Source organism: Anabaena sp. PCC 7938, from assembly GCF_049315035.1.
Taxonomy (GTDB): domain Bacteria; phylum Cyanobacteriota; class Cyanobacteriia; order Cyanobacteriales; family Nostocaceae; genus Anabaena; species Anabaena cylindrica.
The window spans coordinates 4743491-4763763 of sequence record NZ_CP186034.1 but is presented as its reverse complement, the minus strand read 5'-3'; the positions used below and the strand labels follow the sequence as shown (position 1 = coordinate 4763763).

The following is a 20273-nucleotide window of genomic DNA, read 5'->3' as shown; positions in this document are numbered from 1 at the left end:
ACCATGCGTTTAAAAAATCGCCTCTTTTGGATTTCTGCCTTGTTCGCTTTTTTTGTGGATCAATTGACAAAATACTGGGTAGTGAGAACCTTTTCTTTAGGACAAACACTGCCATTACTGCCAGGGATATTTCACTTCACTTATGTCACGAACACTGGTGCAGCTTTTAGTCTGTTAAGTGGAAGAGTAGAGTGGTTGCGTTGGCTATCCTTAGGAGTAAGTTTAGTCTTGATAGCGATCGCATCGCTAGGCCCAGTCTTAACTCTTTGGGAGCAGTTGGGTTATGGTTTAATTTTAGGTGGAGCTATGGGTAATGGTATTGATAGATTTTTTCTAGGCTACGTAGTTGATTTTCTTGACTTTCGCCTAATTAACTTTGCTGTATTTAATATGGCAGATTCTTTTATTAGTATTGGTATTGTTTGCTTGTTAATTGCCTCATTGCCACAAACACCAACTTCTCATAGGAGATAAACCCAATATAAACGAGAGCATCACATTTTTGTAAAAACACCTCTGTCATTCTGAGTGCAACGTAGTGCAGCGAAGAATAACTGCAAAGGTGAGATGCTCTCAAATAAAACATCCTCAAATTGATTAAACTTTTTTGCAGATTTGATTCCACATTTTAAATCTCTATCGCTAACACCATTGCATTTTTGAATTTCAAAAAGCTACTGATTTAGTGATAGAGATTATTTTTTAATACAAATGTTTTAACAATTCCTTACCTGAACAAATTAGCGTAGCGAGACTTGTTCATTAAGGAGTGCGAATATCAGATGCAGGAGTTTGTGGCACAATAGTTGTAGGTACTTGATTAGAAACACCTTCATTTTGTCTAGTAGTGCTACCTGAATTACCAAATTCAAGTGAAGAAGGGCTTTCTGGTGCGGGAGTTAATTGACTAGAATTATTAGACTCTGGGGAAATTGGTGTTTCTGGTACTATATTTGTATCAGGATTAACGTTATTTTCACCAGGACTAGTTTCTACTGCTGGAACCGGAGAAGGGACATTGGCATTAAGTGGTATACCACCTGGACAACGGGAATTTAGAGGGAAATATTCACAGAGGATTTTCATCCCTTCTGGTGACATTTTAATTTCCGTTGGCGAACTAATAGATGAGTTACTCGATTCGGTAAACAGGGATTTACTGGATTCAGCCATAGCAACATTACTGCTAAATGCCAAAGTTATGGCTGTACCAATTAAGGTCAGAGATTTTCCCTTCATTCTGAAATTAACCTCAAGGTCAACGGAACACTTCGCTAATTAAATCAGACAATTTATTAGACAAAATCTGCCTAAATGAAGATGTAAATTATTGGCGAAAGTGCTAGGACTCTTGAGTAAAGGTAAAATTTAAAACTTTTATTAATTTCGTGGTGGTTTTTAGGAATACAAAAATAAATATAGAAGCTGAATATAAGTGAACAGCTTTTTCAGACAAAATATAGCGGTTATCGGTTGAGTGAGGTAGAAAAACCCCACCCCCAACCCTCTCCCCACAAGCGATGAGGGGGCTATGATGTACCTCCTGTGATGAGGAACCCCTATAAGCATTTGATTGGAGCAGTAAGAATATTTGTATATATAGACTAGTGCAAAAAATCACCAGTTAACTTTGCCAGCCAAATATAAGCCTGTATGATGAGCTACAATAAAAATTCAGTACAATCAATTTATTTTTGGCTTGTGAGTAAAATGGTGTCAGACTAGCATTAAAATTGCGATCCCTGCAATTTTGTCTTCACTATATAGATGTGATGTGATATAGCCGATGAGTTTCCCGCAACCTCCTCAAAAGCCACAAACTTTACTTGGTCAACTGACTCAAGCAGTAAATACTATTCAAGCTAGGGTTGATTTTTCCAAACTGGCGCTCAAGCCTAATGCCAAAGTACCGGAACTCTGGGTGCAGGATGCGGGAGCGGATAAAGCGGAAATATACCCCCTATTAGGCGATCGCTATATTCTCGGTCGTAGCTCCAAATCCTCCGATATCGTTGTCCGTAACCCGGTAGTTAGTCAAATTCACCTGTCCCTATCCCGCGATTCCAGCCAACGAACTCCAATTTTCACCATCAAAGACGAAAATTCCACCAATGGAATTTATCTTGGTAAGCGACGAGTCACTTCTCTCGAACTGCGTCATGGTGATGTTTTTACCCTGGGTCCACCAGAGCTTGCTGCCTCAGTCCGATTACAATACATCGATCCTCCAGCCTGGTATATCAAAGCAGCGACTTGGGGGTTTTATGGTGTTGGCAGTGTCAGCGCTTTATTGGCGCTAGGAATTGGTTTTGAATGGACTAAATTTTCCGTCAAACCCCTACCGACAGCTACACAAGCCCCTGTAATTGTTTATGCCCGTGATGGTTCTACCCCACTCCGGGAGCCTCGGAATATTGCTCACGTAGACCTGAAACAGTTATCAGAGTTTGGACCTTATTTACCCGCCGCTGTCGTAGCTTCTGAAGATAGTCGTTATTATTGGCACTTTGGGGTTGACCCTTTAGGAATTTTGCGAGCCGTACTCATCAACAGCCGCACAGGTGATGTCCAACAAGGCGCTAGTACTGTTACCCAGCAAACTGCCCGTAGTTTATTCCGCGATTATGTAGGTAGACAAGATTCCTTAGGGCGTAAAGTACGGGAAGCAATTGTTTCGCTGAAGCTAGAAACCTTTTACAGTAAAGATGAAATCTTACTCTCTTACTTAAATCGGGTATTTTTGGGGGGGGATACTTCTGGGTTTGAAGATGCAGCTAAATATTACTTTGAAAAGTCAGCTAAAGAATTAACTCTCTCAGAAGCAGCGACACTGGTGGGTATCTTACCTGCTCCCAACGCCTTCGATTTTTGTGGAGATGGACCAAAAAAGTTAGGAGCAGCTGATTACCGCAACCGCGTGATTAAACGAATGCTGGAAATGGGCAAAATTAGCTCAGAAGAAGCCAATCGCGCCAGAAGATCTACCGTCCAAGTTAGTCCCAAGGTTTGCGAAAGGCAAGCTCAGACAATTGCCCCTTACTTTTACAATTACGTCTTTCAAGAACTGGAATCAATTTTAGGGGAAGGAGCAGCAAGAGAGGGCAACTATATCATCGAAACCCAGTTAGATCCAGCAATTCAAGCCCAGGCAGAATCAGCACTACGAAATTCAGTTAGTAACGCAGGTTCAAGTTTTCGGTTTTCACAAGGGGGTATGGTAACTCTAGACTCCAGAAGTGGCAGTATCTTAGCAATGGTAGGGGGAGTTGATTACAGAACAAGTCAGTTTAATCGTGCTACTCAAGCGAAAAGACAACCTGGTTCCACTTTCAAGATTTTTGCTTACACTGCTGCACTTGAACAAGGAATATCATCATCCAGAAGTTATTCTTGCGCTTCTTTCCCTTGGCAAGGTTTTACCTACAAGCCATGCCGATCTGGTGGTGGTGGTAGTTTAGATATAGCTACCGGTTTGGCTCTCTCTGAAAACCCCATTGCTTTAAGGGTTGCTAGAGAAGTTGGATTAAATAAAGTAGTGGATATGGCCAAGCGTCTAGGGGTACAATCGTCACTTGATCCAGTTCCTGGTTTAGTTTTAGGTCAAAGTGTCGTCAATGTTCTTAGAAATGACTGGAGCTTTTGGTGCTATTAGCAATCGTGGTGTGTGGAATCCTCCTCATGCCATTAGTAGGATTTTAGACAGTAGCGATTGTGAAGATCGTCAGGATTTAAAAACCTGTCGTGTCATCTATTCCTTTGACCAAGATCCAGATGGTAACAGGCAAGTACTAAAGCCAGGAGTTGCCGATGAGATGGTGAGATTAATGCGGGGTGTTATCACTAGAGGTACTGGCCGCAGTGCTTCCCTGGGACTGGGTGAAGGGGGTAAAACAGGTACAACTGATAAAAACGTAGACTTGTGGTTTATTGGTTTTATCCCTAGTCGGCAACTTGTAACTGGTATTTGGTTAGGTAATGACAATAATTCCCCCACATCTGGTAGCAGCGCTCAAGCCGCTCAGTTATGGGGAAATTATATGGGGAGAATCACAAAATAAATTCGTAATTCGTAATTGATAATTCGTAATTAATCTTCAATCATGAATTACGAATTAGTAATTACGAATTATTACCTGTATCCCTGCCAAGGACTAACTTCTAATGTTCCGTTAGATTTAAATACTACTTGGAAGTGAGCTAGGGGTTCTTTGTTGTTAGGAGCAGCTGCATTTGAACCGTATACTGTTTGGAACATTTGTGGCAATGGTGTTTCTCGAAAAAAGTCAAATGCTACTTGGTTGAGTGGTTCATAGTCAGCAATTACCCCAATTGTGTTTACTGCCACCCGATATTTTAAATCTTTGTTAAAAGTAGGTGTAATGCTCCAATTTTGGCGAATTGTATTATAAAGCTTCTGGTTTAAATCTTTGACTGTGTTAGTGTCATTAATTTTTTCACCGATTACTTCTGGTTTTCTCGCATATCCCAACCAAGGACTGACTTCTAGGACACCTTGTTTAGTAAAGACTACTCGGAATTGGGCGATGCGTTCGTTAGCAATATTACGGTTAGCAGGATTGTATAGTAGATTCGGCAGTGGGGTTTTGTCTACTGCTTCATTTGATCCTTTGTTTACGGCTTTATAACCGACGATGCTACCATCAGCAGCTACACCCAAGCGATAGATTAGATTCTCTCTCACTTCAGAACGATTATTCCAAACTGGGTGAATTTGGTTATAAACTTGGCGGTTCAATGCGCGTAACTGGGAAGGATCTGTAATTTCTGGAACTGAATTGAGAAGTGCTTCTAAATCCTTAATAATTGCTGTGGGTGAGGCTGTAGGTGTTGTAGTTGGTGTTTCCGAGGCTATGGCTGTGGGTGAGACTGTAGGTGTTGTAGTTGGTGTTTCTGAGGCTATGGCTGTGGGTGAGACTGTAGGTGTTGTGGTGCTGGATTGTTCCTCTGGCTTTGGTTCTGGTAGACGTACTTGAGGAGGAGGAATTAGGCTAAAAGCGATCGCAGCTACGGCTAAAGTTGATAATCCTACAGTCGCTGGTACTGCTTGTTTTAATACCGCTTGACTAGCACCACCATAACGTCTGGTGACAGGTTGTAGTTCCAGTGATAATTCTGGCAAAGTTTGGGTGTCAGCAAAAAACTGATCTACCGCTTCAACTAAATCAAACAACTGCACAGTATTCAAATCAACTTGAATAAATGGCTGTTTAAGATCATTTGATTTAGACTCAAAACCTTCGGTAGCAATTTCTGAATGTACAATCAACTTGTGTCGATTGCTATCAATTTTTTGCAACTCTACTAACTCTGACTCATGGTTATGTGCTTGGGGGTTGGGTACACTACTTAAAAATTCTTGAGCATAGGCACTTACCGCTCTCACCAAGCTTTCAAAAAATTCCCGCCCTCCGGCTATGGGCTGAGTATAACTAGATAAATAGCATTCTGCATTGACCAATATAGATAGCTCTGGGCGCAGTTCTTGAAAGTGTCCAGATAGTGTGACATCACTTAACCCTTCTAAGAGCAGCGTGCAATTAGGTAAACTGTATTTACGTTGAATATTCATTCTACTTCACCGTCAAAAAGAGAAATCCAGAACCGCTGCATTCCAGCTGTACCTGTGCAGAATAGTAATTTTCCTAATAAATCTATAGCCAGTTCATCTAATTTTTCATCAGAATTTAGGGTTAATAAAACAGAACGTTTGGAATTCATCCGGCTTTTAAAATGCGCTCTAAACCTTTCTAGGTAATTAGCTAGACGTAGATTTTGTTCTAGTGGAATCTGTTTTTCAGACAATTGCTGATATATCATTAGTAACTGACGGATGACAACTGTTAAGCGTCGGGCTATGTAGCAAGCAATCACTACTAAAGCTTTCGCTTCTATGATACTTAAAGGGCGGCGGATATGCGCTCTTCGTAAGGGGTTAGAAGCTCTCATTCGCCATAAGTTTACCCGATTTTTAATAATTCCTATCAGGTCTAATTCTTGGGCAAAGGCGAGGATAGCTTCAGAACCCCCAAGTTCTAAAGCTTCAATTGCAAGTAACATGAGGTCTATTTGCAAAGCAGTTCTACGGGGGCATCCCTGTCCAGCAATCGCTGGATCTGGTAAAGTATCCAAAATCATGGGCATTGCCTCAGGAGTTGGACTATCAAACGGCGTTAAACTTGCGGAAACATTCATTTTATAAAAAACCTTCTGCGCTGCCAACAAACTGAGTGAAACAAAATTTAAGATAGATAGCCAAACCAGCACTTAGGCTGGTGGTGACATGAGCATCTCAATATATACAATACTTACTTTCGTTACTCAAATATTTCCCTATACTGTAATGAAAGTTTTAAACCATAAGATCACCTACTTGTTTAAGGTTAGTAGCCAAGATACATCAGCTGGGATGAAATTTTAAGTTATTGTCAACAAGTGACGAAACACAAGCCTCAATCCCCAGCGTATGACATTATAGTGTACGATTTTTCAGGTATCTGGAATCGGGGATTGGGGACTAGGGACTGGGGACTCGAAAGCAGAGGCTAGACAACACTCCTAACCAATTACCCATTACCAATTACCTATCACCAATTACCTAATCACTGTTTTATGGATTTAAAGTCTCTGATTCGTGACATACCAGATTTTCCTCAACCAGGAATTTTATTTAGGGATATTACCACCTTGCTGCGTGATCCAGAGGGTTTGCGCTATACTATTGACTTTTTAACACAAAAATGTATTGAATCTGAATTTCAGATTGATTGTGTTGTGGGAATGGAGTCGCGGGGGTTCATTTTCGGCGCACCTTTAGCTTATAAGTTAGGATCTGGTTTTATTCCTGTCCGCAAAAAAGGCAAGTTACCAGCGGCAGTTCATCGTATTGATTATGAACTAGAGTATGGTACAGACAGCTTAGAAGTGCATCAGGATGCTTTACATCCAGGTAGCAGGGTTTTGATTGTAGACGATTTGATTGCTACGGGTGGAACTGCAAGCGCGACGGCTAAGTTGGTACAGAAGATTGGCTGCGAACTTGTGGGGTTTGGGTTTATTATCGAGCTACGGGATTTGCAAGGGCGTAAACATCTGCCTGATGTACCGATTATTTCTTTGGTTGAATATTGAAATTAGAAGGAGTCAGCATTCAGGAGTCAGTATAAATTCGTGGAAGATTTAAACTCGTTTATGCTCCTGCCAAGAAGCAAGCTATATCCGGCATTTGCACAGAATTCAGAATTAAATTCTGACTCTTGAATTCTTGATTGTTAATTATTGGTTTTCGATAAGTGATAACTGGCAAATTATGACATCTACGAAAATTTCCCTGGAGACAACTCGAAATTCACTGATAAGATTGGTGACAAATGAGACTTTTATTTATGTAATTAAAAGATTATTGCAGGCGCTATTAACGATTTTTTTAGCGTCGGCTTTGTCGTTTTTTGTCATGAAGTTGTCACCAGGGGATTATGTAGATACACTGAGACAAAACCCCAAAATTTCACCAGAAAGGATTGAGGAAATACGGCAACAATTTGGTTTAGATAAGTCCTGGCCAGAACAATTTATATTTTGGTTGAAACAAATTATTACTAAAGGTGATTTTGGCACAAGTTTTGTTTACCAACGTTCTGTATCGTCGTTGTTATGGGAAAGAGTACCAGCGACGTTGTTGTTAGCGATCGCATCTCTAATTGTAACTTGGGCGATCGCCATTCCCTTGGGTACACTCGCTGCCGTTAAGCAAAATCGCCCCACAGACAAGATTTTGCAGGTTTTAAGCTATGCTGGACAAGGATTCCCTAGTTTTATCACTGCCTTATTTCTATTATTCTTCGCCCAAATAACCACCCCATTATTCCCAGTGGGTAACATGACCAGCATAGAACACGCTGAACTCACAGGATTGGGTAAAATCGTAGATATTGGTTGGCACATGATTTTACCGTTAATTGCCCTAAGTATAACCAGTTTTGCCGGGTTACAACGCATCATGCGCGGTCAATTATTGGATGTATTGCGTCAAGATTATATCCAAACAGCACGCGCTAAAGGATTACCAGAAAACCGCGTTATTTATGTTCATGCGTTGCGAAATGCCATTAACCCCTTAATTACTTTATTAGGGTTTGAATTAGCAGGTTTATTAAGCGGTGCATTTATTACAGAAAACTTCTTCAATTGGCCAGGTTTGGGTAAATTAACTTTACAAGCCGTTTTATCGAAAGATCAATATTTAGTAATGGCCAGCTTAGTAATGAGTGCAATTTTATTAATTATTGGTAATTTAATTGCTGACTTAATGTTAAAAGCAGCAGATCCAAGAATCAAACTAGAAGATTTGAATTAGTCCGGGAACAATTACGAATTACGAATTACGAATTACGAATTATAAACTATGCTTTCTGAAGTTTATTATATTATTCGGTCAAGAACAGATGGTAAATATCTCACAGCGCGTGTTGATGATAGCACATCAGGATATTTATTATTGTTTAAAGAAGATTTTGATGCTCTGAGTTATTTGAATACCCATGCGGCTGATTTAGCCAATCGTTTAACCGTCGAATCTGTTACAGGTACACAAGTAGGAAGTTTGGTAAAACGTTGGAGTTTTGCTGGTACAGGAATTGTGAGTGATCCTTTATTACCTAAAATTAAATTTTTGCAGCACGGTTAAACTTTTAGGTGAACAAGGAAGCAATAATCTATTTTACCGAACATTCTTAATTATCTTCTATCCTTTGCGTCTTCCCTGCGGGACGCTACGCGAATGCGCCTTTGCGTGAGTATATTTCCAAAGTCAAATACGAATTATACAATAAGTAGTATAATTAAGAACTTGCATCTATGAATCAGTGTCTCAACCCCGACTGTCTGCACCAAAATCCACCGACGACTATATTTTGTCAACGTTGTGGGAGTAAAATGGTATTGCAAGATCGTTATCGTGCTATCCGCGTTATCGGTGCAGGTGGCTTTGGGAGAACCTTTTTAGCGGTAGACGAACAAAGATTAGATACTCCCTGTGTCATTAAGCAATTTTTACCCCAACAGTCGGGAAGTGCGGCTTTAGAAAAAGCGACGGAGTTATTTAAACAAGAAGCTGTGCGACTGCGAGATTTAGGGAAACATTCACATATTCCAGATTTACTTGCATTCTTTCCCCAAGAAGGAAGATTATATTTAATTCAGGAATTTATCGAAGGTGAAAATCTACTCCATGAATTACAACGTAAAGGAAAATTCAGCGAGTCGGAAGTTAAACAGATATTAATTGAATTATTACCTATTTTACAATTTGTCCATGATAACAAGGTCATTCACAGAGATATTAAACCAGAAAATATTATTAGAAGTTCTCAAACCGATGCTTTATTTTTAATTGATTTTGGAGTTTCTAAAGAAGTTAGTGGAAGTTTTCTCACCAGAGTGGGGACGATTACCGGGACACCTGGATATGCACCACCAGAACAATTTCGTGGCATGGTTTATCATAATAGTGATATTTATAGTTTAGCTGTTACTTGTATTCGTTTATTGACGGGATGTTTACATAAATATGATGGTTCTGATGCGCTTTTTGATTCCATGAGAATGCAGTGGATATGGAAAGAAAAAGTTTCTGTGAGTAAGGAGTTAGAAATTGTTTTAGATAAAATGTTGCAAGACTTTCCAGTTAATCGTTTTGCATCAGCGATGGAAGTTTTATCAGCATTAGAACCACAGCAACTTCCACCTACAATTATTGCACCCAAACAACCAGTTTCTCCTAGTCTTTTTCAGCAAGTTTTACAATTTATTTCTCCCAAACAACCTACACAAAATGTAGGAATAAATCAGCAATCTTCTGTACACACATCGTTTACAGAAAATTTAGGAAATGGTGTGGTTTTAGAAATGGTAGCAATACCAGGGGGAAAATTTCTTATGGGTTCACCAGAAGGAGAAGGAAATGATAATGAAAAACCGCAACATCTAGTTACAGTTTCACCTTTTTATATGGGTAAATATCCTGTTACTCAAGCACAATGGGAAAGGGTTGCATTTTTACCAAAAGAGAAGATTGATTTAAACCCCAAACCCTCAAACTTCCAAGGTGCAAATCTTCCAGTTGAAAAAGTTTCATGGATTAACGCAGAGGAATTTTGTGCTAGAATTAGCAAAGCTACGGGTAAAAAATATCGCTTGCCCAGCGAAGCCGAATGGGAATATGCCTGTAGAGCCGGAACCACAACTAGATATTATTTCGGTGATACCATTACCACTGATTTAGCTAATTATGCTGGTAAATATGGACAAACCTCAGATGTAGGCAAGTTTCCATCTAATGCTTTTGGTTTGTATGATATGCACGGGGATGTATGGGAGTGGTGTGCAGATACCTTGCATAAAAGCTATATAGACGCGCCTGCAAACGGTAGTGCTTGGATTAGTCAAAACGATACCTATCAAGTGCTGCGCGGTGGTTCGTGGTACGACGTTCCTGTTTACTGCCGTTCTGCCGCCCGCGATGACCTCAGTCGCGATGGCAGGGATAACGATATCGGTTTTCGCGTTGTCTGTCTTAGTGCGGCGAGGACTCTTTAGCCCTTTGCTCTCTTGCGCTTTTGCCCTCTGCCTTTTCTTCCTTTCCCCTCACCGTTAGGCGATCAAATATTTTTTGTCTGATAGCGTGGCGTGGCGCAAGCCATATCAGTATTTACAAGATTTTAAGATTTGTAGTATTAATTTTCCAATATTTTAATTTTATTATGGAAGTTGGCTTTAGTCAAGAAACTGTCTGAATCAGGATATCCAGGATTATAGGATGTACAGGATTTGATTTTCAGCTAAACCTCTACAATGAATTCAAAAGAAAATATCTTTGTATTCTTCTTTGTGTCTTTGCGACTTTGCGCGAAATAAAAATATTTATACAATTTATATGATACCCATAGTTGAAAAAGCCAATGCGTAAACAAACTATTCAATATACATCACCATTAGATGCTTTAGTTGCTGTTGCTAAACGGCTGAGTATCTATGAAAATCAACAAAAAATGGATTCTGAAGAATTTTTTTACCAATATAATCAAGGTATATTATCAGATGATGCCCTATTTATAGAATGGGCAAATGATTACCGTCATTACCTTGCTTTACATCAGGAAAAAGTTTCTCTGTCTACATCAGGATTTACTGGATTTAAGGATGTACAGGATTTTGAATAATGATATAGATAATAAATCCTGAAAATCCTATAATCCTGGGTATCCTGATTCAGACAATATAAATCCTGAAAATCTGTTATATTTCAATTTTTGCATCTCTCAATCTTTTTTCTAATTCTTGTAAACGTTGTAAAGCTGCTTCTTTTTCTCTTCGTTCTTGTTCCTTTTCTCTTCTTTCTTTTTCTACCGACTTAAATCCTCACAATAACAAATTACCTTCTTTATTCCACCATCTTAACCAATATCCTTGACGATTTTCTCGCTTTCCTTCCCAAACACCAATAAATAATTCCATTAATATTTTATTGCCAAAATACTTAATAATATGCCTGTGTTATGATTATCTATAAAATGTCTTTGGGAGTTTCACCCATGAATAATCTTAATGTCATCACCTTACCCGACAAACTATATCAGGAATTACAAAAGTTAGCTGAAGCCGAAAATGATTCCATAGAATCTCAAGTTGTGGCACTATTACAGAATGCTTTGCAGGTAAAAAGACAGCAAACAGAAGCACAACACCGCCAAAATGTGCTAAAAGTTCTGGAGGAAAGCCGCAATCGTCGGCGCTTAAATCCTGCCGATTTTGGACTACCAGATAGTACGGAAATGATTAGAGAAGATCGAAACAGATGACTACTGTTTTTAAATATGTCCTAGATACCAGTGTGTGCATCAAATATTTTATTGCAGATCCACTCACGCCTAAAGTTATTGAACTGTTTACTCACCTTGCTTATCCACAAACAGAAATGTTTGTACCAGACCTATTTTACATAGAATGTACAAATGTTTTCATGAAGTATGTACGTGCAAATATGTACACTTCTGGTGAGGTACAAGCAGATTTAGCTACTCTCAAGAATTTACAATTACAAGTTGTTCCCACAGCAAACTTGATGGACGATGCAGTTAATATCGCCTTAAATTATAATATTTCTGCTTACGATGCTTCCTATGTTACACTTTCACAACAAAATAATGCTCCCTTGTTAACTCTAGACAAAAAGCTAGTCAAGGCTTTAGCGGCTTCATCTTTTAATATCTGTTTGTTTAACGAGTTCCAAATTCCACCTCTACCAAATAATTGATAATTGACAATTATTAATTATCAATTATCAATTTAATTACTTCTTGGATATTTCCAATTTCCTAAACTACAACCTTTTCCAAAATCAATTTAGAACGCTTCACTTGTTCAGGAATAGCCACAGGATAATCACCAGTAAAACAAGCTGAACAGAAACTATTAGTATCTTCTCTTGTTTCTTCTAACATTCCTTCCCAACTCAAATAAGCGAGACTATCAACTTCTAATTGCTTGGCTATTTCTGCTACTGATTTAGTGGCTGCAATTAATTGATCTTGGGTATCCGTGTCAATACCATAGAAGCAAGGATGAGTTACAGGTGGGGAAGAAATCCGCATATGTACTTCTTCTGCACCAGATTCACGCAAGGTTTTGACGAGTTTACGGCTAGTAGTTCCTCGGACAATGGAATCATCAACAATGATGACTCTTTTACCAGCAAGGACATCTTTGAGGGGATTAAGTTTCATCCGCAAACCTAACTCTCGCATGGTTTGGGTGGGTTGAATGAAGGTGCGTCCAACGTAGCGATTTTTAATCAATCCTTCACCGTAGGGTATGCCAGAAGCTTGGGAAAAGCCAATGGCCGCAGGTATCCCAGAATCAGGAACGCCAAACACTATATCGGCATTTACGGGAGATTCTTTGGCGATTCTTCGTCCTAAGCGCATTCGATAACTGTATAAAGTTTCGTTGTGCATGAGGCTATCAGGACGCGCAAAGTAGATCATTTCAAAGATACACAGTTTGCGTTCAGGCTGTGGACTCCAATGGAAGGAGGCTAAACCTGCTTCGGTGATCCAAACTAATTCTCCTGGTTCAACATCACGCAGGTATTCTGCACCAATAATATCTAAACCGCAAGTTTCGGAAGCGAGTACGTAACGGATAGGATCACTATCTAAAGTCCCGATTACCAAGGGACGGATGCCGTTGGGGTCACGCACACCCATAACACCATCCGCTGTGCCAATTACTAGGCTAAATGCGCCTTCACAACGTTTAAAGGCACGAATTGAACCTTCTAGCCAATCTAGACCGGTGTTGACTTCTTGGGCGATCGCATAGGCAATCATTTCTGAATCGGTGGATGTAACTAAGTTAAAATTACTTTTGAGTAATTCTTCTCTCAGTGGCACAGTATTGACTAAATTACCATTGTGTGCTAAAGCCAATAACCCTAAGCGAGTTTCCACCACAGCGGGTTGGGCGTTTACCTTACGGCTAGAACCGGTAGTTGAATAGCGAGTATGGCCAACGGCTAATTCACCGGGTAATTCTTCTAAAATAGTTTCATTAAAAACTTGAGACACCAAACCCATATCTTTGTGCAGGTGTACGTGCGTGCCTTCAAAGGTAGCAATACCAGCAGATTCTTGACCCCGGTGTTGGAGGGCATACAATCCAAAATAGGTCATTTTAGCAACGTCTTGTTCTGGGGCATAAATGCCAAAAACACCGCAAGCTTCTTCTGGCTTGTCAGGGCGATTTTCATGACTTTCGATTTGGTTGTTGGCAAGTATGGCTGCGCCACGCAAGCTATGGGGGTATTCATCCGAAGTAACGGAATGGATAGGAATCATGCTGGTTTTACTCCTGGTGGGGTGTCGAGTCAGTGGGAACTGAGGGATGGGAAATAGGGTTGAGGGAAATAGGGAATTGAGAATAATTAATTTTTTTTCTGAATCCTGACTCCTACTTCTTAATAAATCTTTAACCATCCATTAAAACAGTACCGTAAATTGGTTAAGAATCAAGTATTAATTGTAAATTTTCATTTACAAACCTTGATTTTTGATATTGATCAAGTATTGGTGTAGATAGAGAGACGTTTAGAGATTGCCTGAGAATAGCGATCGCTCATATCTTTGAGACTAACCTGGAGTAACTTATGGTTATCTGCGGTTAAAATCTCCAAATTCCCTGAATTAGTCACCGTTCCTAGTAGTTGACAATGCTCCGGAATATGCTCCTCTAGATAGGATTCCCATTCTCCTTGATTTTCTTCACTTACAGAAACCAAAATTCTCGCCCCACCTTCACCAAACAGAACTTCATCAAATCGTGAATCATAATTTGCACTAATTGGGAAATTAATTTCCGCCCCCAAATTTCCAGAAAGACAAGATTCCGCTAAAGCAACAGCCACACCACCTTCAGCCGAATCATGGGCAGAATTTACCCAACCAGCCTGAATACCATCACGACAAGCTTTTTGGACACGACGTTCTAAATCAAAATCAACCCTAGGGGGTTTACCTGCGATCGTATGATGAATAGCTGCCAAATATTCAGAAGCACCCAATCCCATTCTAGACTCTATAGCCCCCCTTTCTAAGGGGGGTTGGGGGGATCTAGATTGAATAGGTAAACCGAGAAGGTAAATTACATCCCCGACATTTTGCCAACCTTGTCCACAAATTTTTGTTAAATCAGGAATTAACCCCACCATACCCACAACCGGAGTCGGATAAATTGGTTGAGGATTACCTTCCGCATCAAAAGTTTCATTGTAGAGAGAGACATTCCCCCCAGTTACTGGCGTTCCCAACTCACTACACCCTTCACTCAAACCCCGACAAGCGGACGCTAATTGCCAATAACCAATGGGTTTTTCTGGACTACCAAAATTGAGGTTATCTGTCACAGCCAAGGGTTCAGAACCGACACAGCTAAGATTCCGGGCAGCTTCAGCCACCACTGCCTTAGCCCCTTCATAGGGATCAAGATAGACATAACGAGAATTACAATCTACCGTAGCCGCAACACCGCTTTGGGGACTGGGGACTGGGGACTGGGGAGACTCTAAAGGACGGATACGAACTACAGCCGCATCTGCACCACCGGGTAACAATACGGTGTTATTCTGAACTTGATGATCATATTGGCGATAAACCCAGCTTTTAGAAGCAATGCTAGGAGTATCTAGCAAAGTCAATAGAATCTGATGCCAACTTTGCAGACTTCCCGCAATTTCAATACCCGCAGCATTGCAAACAGGTAAACTAGCACTCGTCCATTGCCAAGCTTTTTGGGCATATTCAGGAGGTTCTGCTAATAACTCTCTTTCATACAAAGGCGTATTTTCAGCCAAAGCATCAGCCGGAATTTCGGCGGCAATTTTCCCCTCAAACCAAATCCTGACAATGGGTTCTGCAATCACCGTCCCCGCAACCACCGCTTGTAGTCCCCAACGGTGGAAAATATCAATTAATTCCTGTTCCCGTCCCTTTTCGGCAACAAACAACATTCGTTCTTGAGATTCCGAAAGCAGGTATTCATAAGGAATCATTCCCGATTCCCGCACCGGAATTTTATCTAAATCGAAGTCAATCCCCACACCACCTTTAGCAGCCATTTCCGAAGTAGAACAGGTAATACCCGCAGCCCCCATATCCTGTGCCGCAACTACAGCCCCAGTTTTAAATGCCTCTAAACAAGCTTCAATTAAAGACTTTTCGACAAATGGATCTCCTACTTGCACAGCAGGACGATTATCCATTGATTCATCAGTTAATTCAGCACTGGCAAAACTAGCGCCGCCCATACCATCCCGTCCGGTCGTTGAACCCACATACAGCACGAGATTTCCTAAGCCTGAAGCCCCTGATTTGACAATTTCTGACGTTTCCATCAATCCCAATGCCATGACATTGACAAGGGGATTTCCAGAGTAGGCGGGGTCAAAATACACTTCACCGCCTACAGTCGGCACTCCAACGCAATTACCATAATGGGAGATTCCCGCAACTACACCCGTAAACAATCTTTGGGTTTTCGGATCATTCAAATCTCCAAAACGCAAAGAGTTTAATAAGGCTATGGGACGCGCCCCCATTGTAAAGATATCTCTTAATATACCACCTACTCCGGTTGCAGCACCTTGAAACGGTTCAACGGCGGAAGGGTGGTTATGGGATTCTATTTTAAACGCTAATTGTAGTCCGTCGCCGATATCCACAACTCCGGCATTTTCACCAGGTCCGACAAGAATACGGGGGCCTGTAGTAGGAAACTGTTTGAGTAAAGGTCGAGAATTTTTATAACAGCAATGTTCTGACCACATCACCCCAAACATACCGAGTTCGGCTTTGTTGGGATGACGGCCTAAGCGGCGGACAATTTCGGTATATTCTTCTGGTTTTATGCCTTCTGAGGCAATTTCTTGGGGAGAAAAGGGATTTTCACCAAATGTGGTCATGGAAGTTATGCACCAAGAGGACAGAGAAATATTCTATCTGTTTACGGCAATTAAGATCATGGATTTCTTTTTAATCTTGTCAATAAATTATCAATTATAAAGTTATTCATAATGTTATAATGTAACCAGTTTTTACCCTGTATTTTGATGACATTGACAGAAATTTTGCCATCACTGCGAAAATTATCTGATCAAGAAAAAATCAAAGCTATTCAATTTTTAGCCGCAGAATTAGCTAAAGGTGCAGAAAATTTAGCTTTTCTTGAAGATGGTAAAACTTATGAAGTTTGGTCGCCTTATGATGCTCTTTCAGCCGAAAAAACTTTAACTGATATGTTGCAACAGCATTTACAAAAAGAAATGTTCTGAAAACATGAATAAACAATATAGAATATATTTAGATGTTTGTTGCCTTAATCGTCCCTTTGACGACCAAACTCAATGGCGAACTAGGCTAGAGACTGAAGCAATTTTAGAAATTATCAATCATTGTTTATCTGGAAAATAGCAATTAGTCAGTAGTACAGCTTTAGAATTAGAAATTGCGAGAACTCCAGATATAAACAGGAGAGAACAAGTACAAAAAGTCTTAACAATGGCTCATGATAAGATTTTAGTCACAGAAGAAATTACTCGACGAGCAATAGAATTAACAACCTTTAATATTAAAAAAATTGATGCTTTTCATCTGGCTTGTGCTGAAAATAACGCTGATATTTTCCTAAGCACTGATAGCCGTCTATTGTCAAAATCATTAAGCTATAAGGATTATATAAATATAATAGTTGCTAATCAAATGATCTGGTTGGCAGAAGCTACCAATAATATTGTACAAGGAGGAGAAAATGACCCCAATTGAACCAGGGCTGTTTCATTCTAAATTTTGACATTTTATGCATTTACGAGAATGCGTCATTTTAGGCTTCAGGGATTCTATCTCTCAACGGCTGAGAATACCTAAATTCGTTACCTAAATCTAGAATGAAATAACCCTGGAACGTCATCAATGGTTAGATCAGGTAACAATGGATGAAATACTAGCAGATATTAAGAAACATCAAGAAACTATCTAGGGGAAAAATATAAATAGGTTTAGAAAAAGATTTATCTGCTCAAGAAATACAAGCCATTTCTAGGGTGCGTTGTCTGTCGGTGGATGTTTTCATATTGGTTAATTTTTGGGTGGGTTTGATTTTGTAATTATGGAGTTGTAGATTTATTGATGATAGTTTGTAATTCTTTCTGCACTTGTTCAAGTTCTTGACGTTTTTGGTTAATAAATTCTTTTTCAATTTTGCGGGTTTCTCGATTCTCTTGCTCAATTTTATCTTGTTGTTCTATCAAATTTTCGCAAAGTGATATGGCTTGACCAATAACAGAAATAAAAGATTCAATCCTGTTTTCAAATATTGAACTAATATATTGGTTTATTTCTTCTAAGATTTGATATTTTGATTCTACAAATTTTGATAAACCTGATTCAATAATTTTTTGCTTAATTCCTGTATTTTGTTGTTCATCAACTCCTTTTATAAAATGATTAACCCCAAATATTATTGGTGCAAGAAGTATTAAACCACTTGATGCTAAAAAAACATAAGTTAACACATTTGCCGACCATCTTCCTAATGTACCAAAAAATGGCTTTGTATCTATATTAACTAGATCATAATTAATACATCCACTTAATTTAGTATTAATATTTTTGTCTATTATTTCTAACTTTGTATTTAATTCACTAGTTTCTTGTAAAATTTTATCGTTTAAAATTTCTAAGTGTTTTTCTATTATCTTACTTAAACTATATTTCTGCCATAGATTTAATGTAGATTTTAAGTCTTCTATAAATTGACTTGTATATTCCTTTATTAATTCCTTTTGTTCAAATAATCTGGAATGTTTAGAACTCCATGTAACTGATCTCTTTGCTAATTCTTCTGGTAACTCACTATACCATTTATGCCAAGATTCATGAGCTTCATTAACTGCTTGATATTTCAGTTGCTCTGCAAAACTTCGCAGTTTCAATTCGCATCCGCTTATTAAACCAATTTTTTCTATAATTTCTAACTTCTCAGCTTTAGAAAGAGATATTTTACCTTCTACAATTTTGTTATATTGAATTAGTAAATCTAAAGACTTTATAATTAAGCTATCCAACTCATTAACAGAACGTTTGATTTTTATTGCTCCACGTTCAAAAGTTAAAAATCTTTCCAAAGACTGAGTAAAACTTTGAAAGGATTTTAAATAGTCATCATCATCCCCATTCTGTATTGATTTTAATACCTTTTTTGCAGAAATATAATGAACACGGTTTTGACCTGTTGTAATGAGTAATTTTTCAGATTCGACAAAGGTTTCAAGTCGCTTCTTCACGTCTTGGTGATCTTCTTCATTATCCAACATATCCATGAAATTAACTAATATAAACAGATTCTCAGCCGCCTCTTTACTTTCACCGTTATTAAGTTGATATCTCACATCTTTTATTAATTCTTTTTCTTTTTCAGTCAGAAGATGCATTGCATTAGTTAAGAAAATTACTGCATCTGTCTCTTTAAGTAGTTTGTAAGTAATAGCAGTTCTATCAGGATGTTCGTTCAACCCAGGTGAATCAACAATTTCTACACCACTTTTACATAAAGCTAATTCAGGATGTTCAAAAATAATTTCTTCAATATCTGATTGTAATAATTCATCACTACGATGTTCTACAGCAGCTTCTTTAGAAATTGCAGCTTTTACTTTATACTGATCAAGAGGAATTTCCTCACTTCTTCCGTCTTTATAGAGACAAATTACTCGCTTTTGAGTCCCATATTTTAGAACTGTTACTGTACCACTACAAGGAATTGCTCTTACTGGTTGAATTTCTTCACCCACTAAAGCATTTAACAAGGTTGATTTTCCTTTACTAAATTCCCCTACTACTGCTAATCTGAACCTCTGAGATTTTATTTTGAGAGATACTTCTGCAATCTCTCCTATCAAACTTTGCGGTATAAAACCACGGTTTCTAAATTCCTGAATTATATTGGTAATTTGATAACAAAAATATTGTAATTTCTTACAATATTCTTGGAACTTTTTCAACTCTCTATAAGATAGGGGTGTCAACTGTTCATTTGTTTCTATTTCCAGTTTTGCAGGTAAAGAATCTAAAATATGATTAGCGGCCTCAATTAATTCAGTATCTAGCGCATAAAAACGATCAGGCACAAGTAAATTTTTTACTTCCTCTAAAGCATCTGGATCTACATTTATTTCATGAGTAAATCCAGCTTCCAATATAGGTAAGTGCTGAGGGTCAATACCTAGCCAATAACCAACTGTTTCGATATAATTTTTCTCGTGTAAATTAATATCATTATCTACAAATGACATCTCATAGGTAAGACTAATCAAAATCAGCTTTTCCGAATTTGACAGTATATCTGTTAGAGTGAGAAATTCTGAGGAATCTGCATAAATCTGATGCAGTTTCATTCCTGAACTTACATATCTCACTATTAGGTTTATTATTGTTCTTGGTGATTTTATAAAACGCTGGAGAATTGTTTCCCAACATTCTTTTTCCTGTTCTGTTACAATTCCATCCGCTTCTGCTACACCTCGTAGAACAACTATTAAGGATGCTAAAAATATAATCAAAGGTGTTATATCCTGTTGACTCAGCCTCACACCACTAATCTGCTTTAATAACTCAACAGTTTCAGAAGTAACTCGTGAAGTTGCCATA

General features: G+C 38.8%; 17 protein-coding genes and 1 pseudogene. 12 read left to right on the top strand and 6 right to left on the bottom strand.

The features are described from left to right. Nucleotides 1-3 precede the first annotated feature (3 nt). Entirely contained in the window at nt 4-474 is a 471-nt protein-coding gene (lspA, locus tag ACOWPH_RS21485; protein WP_015217417.1) for a signal peptidase II, read from the top strand. Between the two features lie 288 nt (nt 475-762). On the opposite strand, the gene ACOWPH_RS21480 is transcribed toward lspA, so the two are convergent. Then, entirely contained in the window at nt 763-1239 is a 477-nt protein-coding gene (locus ACOWPH_RS21480; protein WP_015217416.1) for a hypothetical protein, read from the bottom strand. Nucleotides 1240-1786: 547 nt separating this feature from the next. Between ACOWPH_RS21480 and ACOWPH_RS21475 the strand changes: the two are divergent. After that, nucleotides 1787-4058, top strand: a pseudogene (locus ACOWPH_RS21475) (transglycosylase domain-containing protein). 71 nt (nt 4059-4129) lie between these two features. On the opposite strand, the gene ACOWPH_RS21470 reads toward ACOWPH_RS21475, so the two are convergent. Both ACOWPH_RS21470 and ACOWPH_RS21465 read right to left on the bottom strand, forming a co-directional pair. Next, nucleotides 4130-5590, bottom strand: a complete 1461-nt coding sequence (locus ACOWPH_RS21470; protein ID WP_015217414.1) for a DUF4335 domain-containing protein — start codon at nt 5588-5590, stop codon at nt 4130-4132. Further along, nucleotides 5587-6213, bottom strand: a complete 627-nt coding sequence (locus tag ACOWPH_RS21465; RefSeq protein WP_015217413.1) for a DUF3038 domain-containing protein — start codon at nt 6211-6213, stop codon at nt 5587-5589. Before ACOWPH_RS21465 ends, ACOWPH_RS21470 begins: the two co-directional genes overlap by 4 nt. A gap of 417 nt (nt 6214-6630) precedes the next feature. Between ACOWPH_RS21465 and ACOWPH_RS21460 the strand changes: the two genes are divergently transcribed. From ACOWPH_RS21460 to ACOWPH_RS21430, 7 genes are all read left to right on the top strand, one after another. Further along, the gene (locus ACOWPH_RS21460; protein ID WP_015217412.1) at nt 6631-7149 is read left to right on the top strand and encodes an adenine phosphoribosyltransferase; all 519 of its coding nucleotides are present in this window, start codon (nt 6631-6633) and stop codon (nt 7147-7149) included. A gap of 178 nt (nt 7150-7327) precedes the next feature. Then, nucleotides 7328-8374, top strand: a complete 1047-nt coding sequence (locus ACOWPH_RS21455; RefSeq protein ID WP_015217411.1) for an ABC transporter permease — start codon at nt 7328-7330, stop codon at nt 8372-8374. Between the two features lie 48 nt (nt 8375-8422). Further along, entirely contained in the window at nt 8423-8704 is a 282-nt protein-coding gene (locus ACOWPH_RS21450) for a hypothetical protein (RefSeq protein ID WP_015217410.1), read from the top strand. A 170-nt stretch (nt 8705-8874) separates the two neighbouring features. Continuing rightward, nucleotides 8875-10614, top strand: a complete 1740-nt coding sequence (locus ACOWPH_RS21445; protein WP_015217409.1) for a bifunctional serine/threonine-protein kinase/formylglycine-generating enzyme family protein — start codon at nt 8875-8877, stop codon at nt 10612-10614. Between the two features lie 362 nt (nt 10615-10976). Then, nucleotides 10977-11237, top strand: coding sequence for an antitoxin TumA (gene tumA / locus ACOWPH_RS21440; protein ID WP_015217408.1), 261 nt, complete (start codon nt 10977-10979; stop codon nt 11235-11237). Nucleotides 11238-11573: 336 nt separating this feature from the next. Next, nucleotides 11574-11876, top strand: a complete 303-nt coding sequence (locus ACOWPH_RS21435) for a hypothetical protein (protein ID WP_422665620.1) — start codon at nt 11574-11576, stop codon at nt 11874-11876. Then, the gene (locus ACOWPH_RS21430; protein WP_015217406.1) at nt 11873-12331 is read left to right on the top strand and encodes a type II toxin-antitoxin system VapC family toxin; all 459 of its coding nucleotides are present in this window, start codon (nt 11873-11875) and stop codon (nt 12329-12331) included. The genes ACOWPH_RS21435 and ACOWPH_RS21430 overlap by 4 nt, the downstream gene beginning before the upstream one ends. A gap of 61 nt (nt 12332-12392) precedes the next feature. On the opposite strand, the gene purF is transcribed toward ACOWPH_RS21430, so the two are convergent. Together purF and purL are read right to left on the bottom strand one after the other, a co-directional pair. Beyond that, the gene (purF, locus tag ACOWPH_RS21425) at nt 12393-13913 is read right to left on the bottom strand and encodes an amidophosphoribosyltransferase (protein WP_015217405.1); all 1521 of its coding nucleotides are present in this window, start codon (nt 13911-13913) and stop codon (nt 12393-12395) included. Between the two features lie 221 nt (nt 13914-14134). Further along, entirely contained in the window at nt 14135-16531 is a 2397-nt protein-coding gene (purL, locus tag ACOWPH_RS21420) for a phosphoribosylformylglycinamidine synthase subunit PurL (RefSeq protein WP_015217404.1), read from the bottom strand. A gap of 147 nt (nt 16532-16678) precedes the next feature. On the opposite strand from purL, the gene ACOWPH_RS21415 reads away from it, so the two are divergent. The 3 genes from ACOWPH_RS21415 to ACOWPH_RS21405 all read left to right on the top strand — a co-directional run bounded on the left by ACOWPH_RS21415 (nt 16679) and on the right by ACOWPH_RS21405 (nt 17390). Next, nucleotides 16679-16900, top strand: a complete 222-nt coding sequence (locus tag ACOWPH_RS21415; RefSeq protein WP_015217403.1) for a hypothetical protein — start codon at nt 16679-16681, stop codon at nt 16898-16900. A 4-nt stretch (nt 16901-16904) separates the two neighbouring features. Next, nucleotides 16905-17039, top strand: a complete 135-nt coding sequence (locus ACOWPH_RS21410; RefSeq protein WP_277882369.1) for a hypothetical protein — start codon at nt 16905-16907, stop codon at nt 17037-17039. 87 nt (nt 17040-17126) lie between these two features. Further along, nucleotides 17127-17390, top strand: a complete 264-nt coding sequence (locus ACOWPH_RS21405) for a hypothetical protein (protein WP_242043078.1) — start codon at nt 17127-17129, stop codon at nt 17388-17390. 341 nt (nt 17391-17731) lie between these two features. Here ACOWPH_RS21405 and ACOWPH_RS21400 read toward each other — a convergent pair whose 3' ends face one another. Beyond that, entirely contained in the window at nt 17732-20272 is a 2541-nt protein-coding gene (locus ACOWPH_RS21400; RefSeq protein WP_015217402.1) for a dynamin family protein, read from the bottom strand. Nucleotide 20273: the final 1 nt, after the last annotated feature.

What these genes read in the sequence shown, in the direction of transcription:
- tumA (WP_015217408.1), top strand. Translation starts at nt 10,977, where the DNA reads ATGCGTAAACAAACTATTCAATATACATCACCATTAGATGCTTTAGTT.
- ACOWPH_RS21430 (WP_015217406.1), top strand. Translation starts at nt 11,873, where the DNA reads ATGACTACTGTTTTTAAATATGTCCTAGATACCAGTGTGTGCATCAAA.
- ACOWPH_RS21410 (WP_277882369.1), top strand. Translation starts at nt 16,905, where the DNA reads ATGAATAAACAATATAGAATATATTTAGATGTTTGTTGCCTTAATCGT.
- ACOWPH_RS21460 (WP_015217412.1), top strand. Translation starts at nt 6,631, where the DNA reads ATGGATTTAAAGTCTCTGATTCGTGACATACCAGATTTTCCTCAACCA.
- ACOWPH_RS21445 (WP_015217409.1), top strand. Translation starts at nt 8,875, where the DNA reads ATGAATCAGTGTCTCAACCCCGACTGTCTGCACCAAAATCCACCGACG.
- ACOWPH_RS21415 (WP_015217403.1), top strand. Translation starts at nt 16,679, where the DNA reads ATGACATTGACAGAAATTTTGCCATCACTGCGAAAATTATCTGATCAA.
- purL (WP_015217404.1), bottom strand. Translation starts at nt 16,531, where the DNA reads ATGACCACATTTGGTGAAAATCCCTTTTCTCCCCAAGAAATTGCCTCA.
- ACOWPH_RS21450 (WP_015217410.1), top strand. Translation starts at nt 8,423, where the DNA reads ATGCTTTCTGAAGTTTATTATATTATTCGGTCAAGAACAGATGGTAAA.
- ACOWPH_RS21480 (WP_015217416.1), bottom strand. Translation starts at nt 1,239, where the DNA reads ATGAAGGGAAAATCTCTGACCTTAATTGGTACAGCCATAACTTTGGCA.
- ACOWPH_RS21470 (WP_015217414.1), bottom strand. Translation starts at nt 5,590, where the DNA reads ATGAATATTCAACGTAAATACAGTTTACCTAATTGCACGCTGCTCTTA.
- ACOWPH_RS21435 (WP_422665620.1), top strand. Translation starts at nt 11,574, where the DNA reads ATGATTATCTATAAAATGTCTTTGGGAGTTTCACCCATGAATAATCTT.
- ACOWPH_RS21405 (WP_242043078.1), top strand. Translation starts at nt 17,127, where the DNA reads ATGGCTCATGATAAGATTTTAGTCACAGAAGAAATTACTCGACGAGCA.
- ACOWPH_RS21455 (WP_015217411.1), top strand. Translation starts at nt 7,328, where the DNA reads ATGACATCTACGAAAATTTCCCTGGAGACAACTCGAAATTCACTGATA.
- purF (WP_015217405.1), bottom strand. Translation starts at nt 13,913, where the DNA reads ATGATTCCTATCCATTCCGTTACTTCGGATGAATACCCCCATAGCTTG.
- lspA (WP_015217417.1), top strand. Translation starts at nt 4, where the DNA reads ATGCGTTTAAAAAATCGCCTCTTTTGGATTTCTGCCTTGTTCGCTTTT.
- ACOWPH_RS21465 (WP_015217413.1), bottom strand. Translation starts at nt 6,213, where the DNA reads ATGAATGTTTCCGCAAGTTTAACGCCGTTTGATAGTCCAACTCCTGAG.
- ACOWPH_RS21400 (WP_015217402.1), bottom strand. Translation starts at nt 20,272, where the DNA reads ATGGCAACTTCACGAGTTACTTCTGAAACTGTTGAGTTATTAAAGCAG.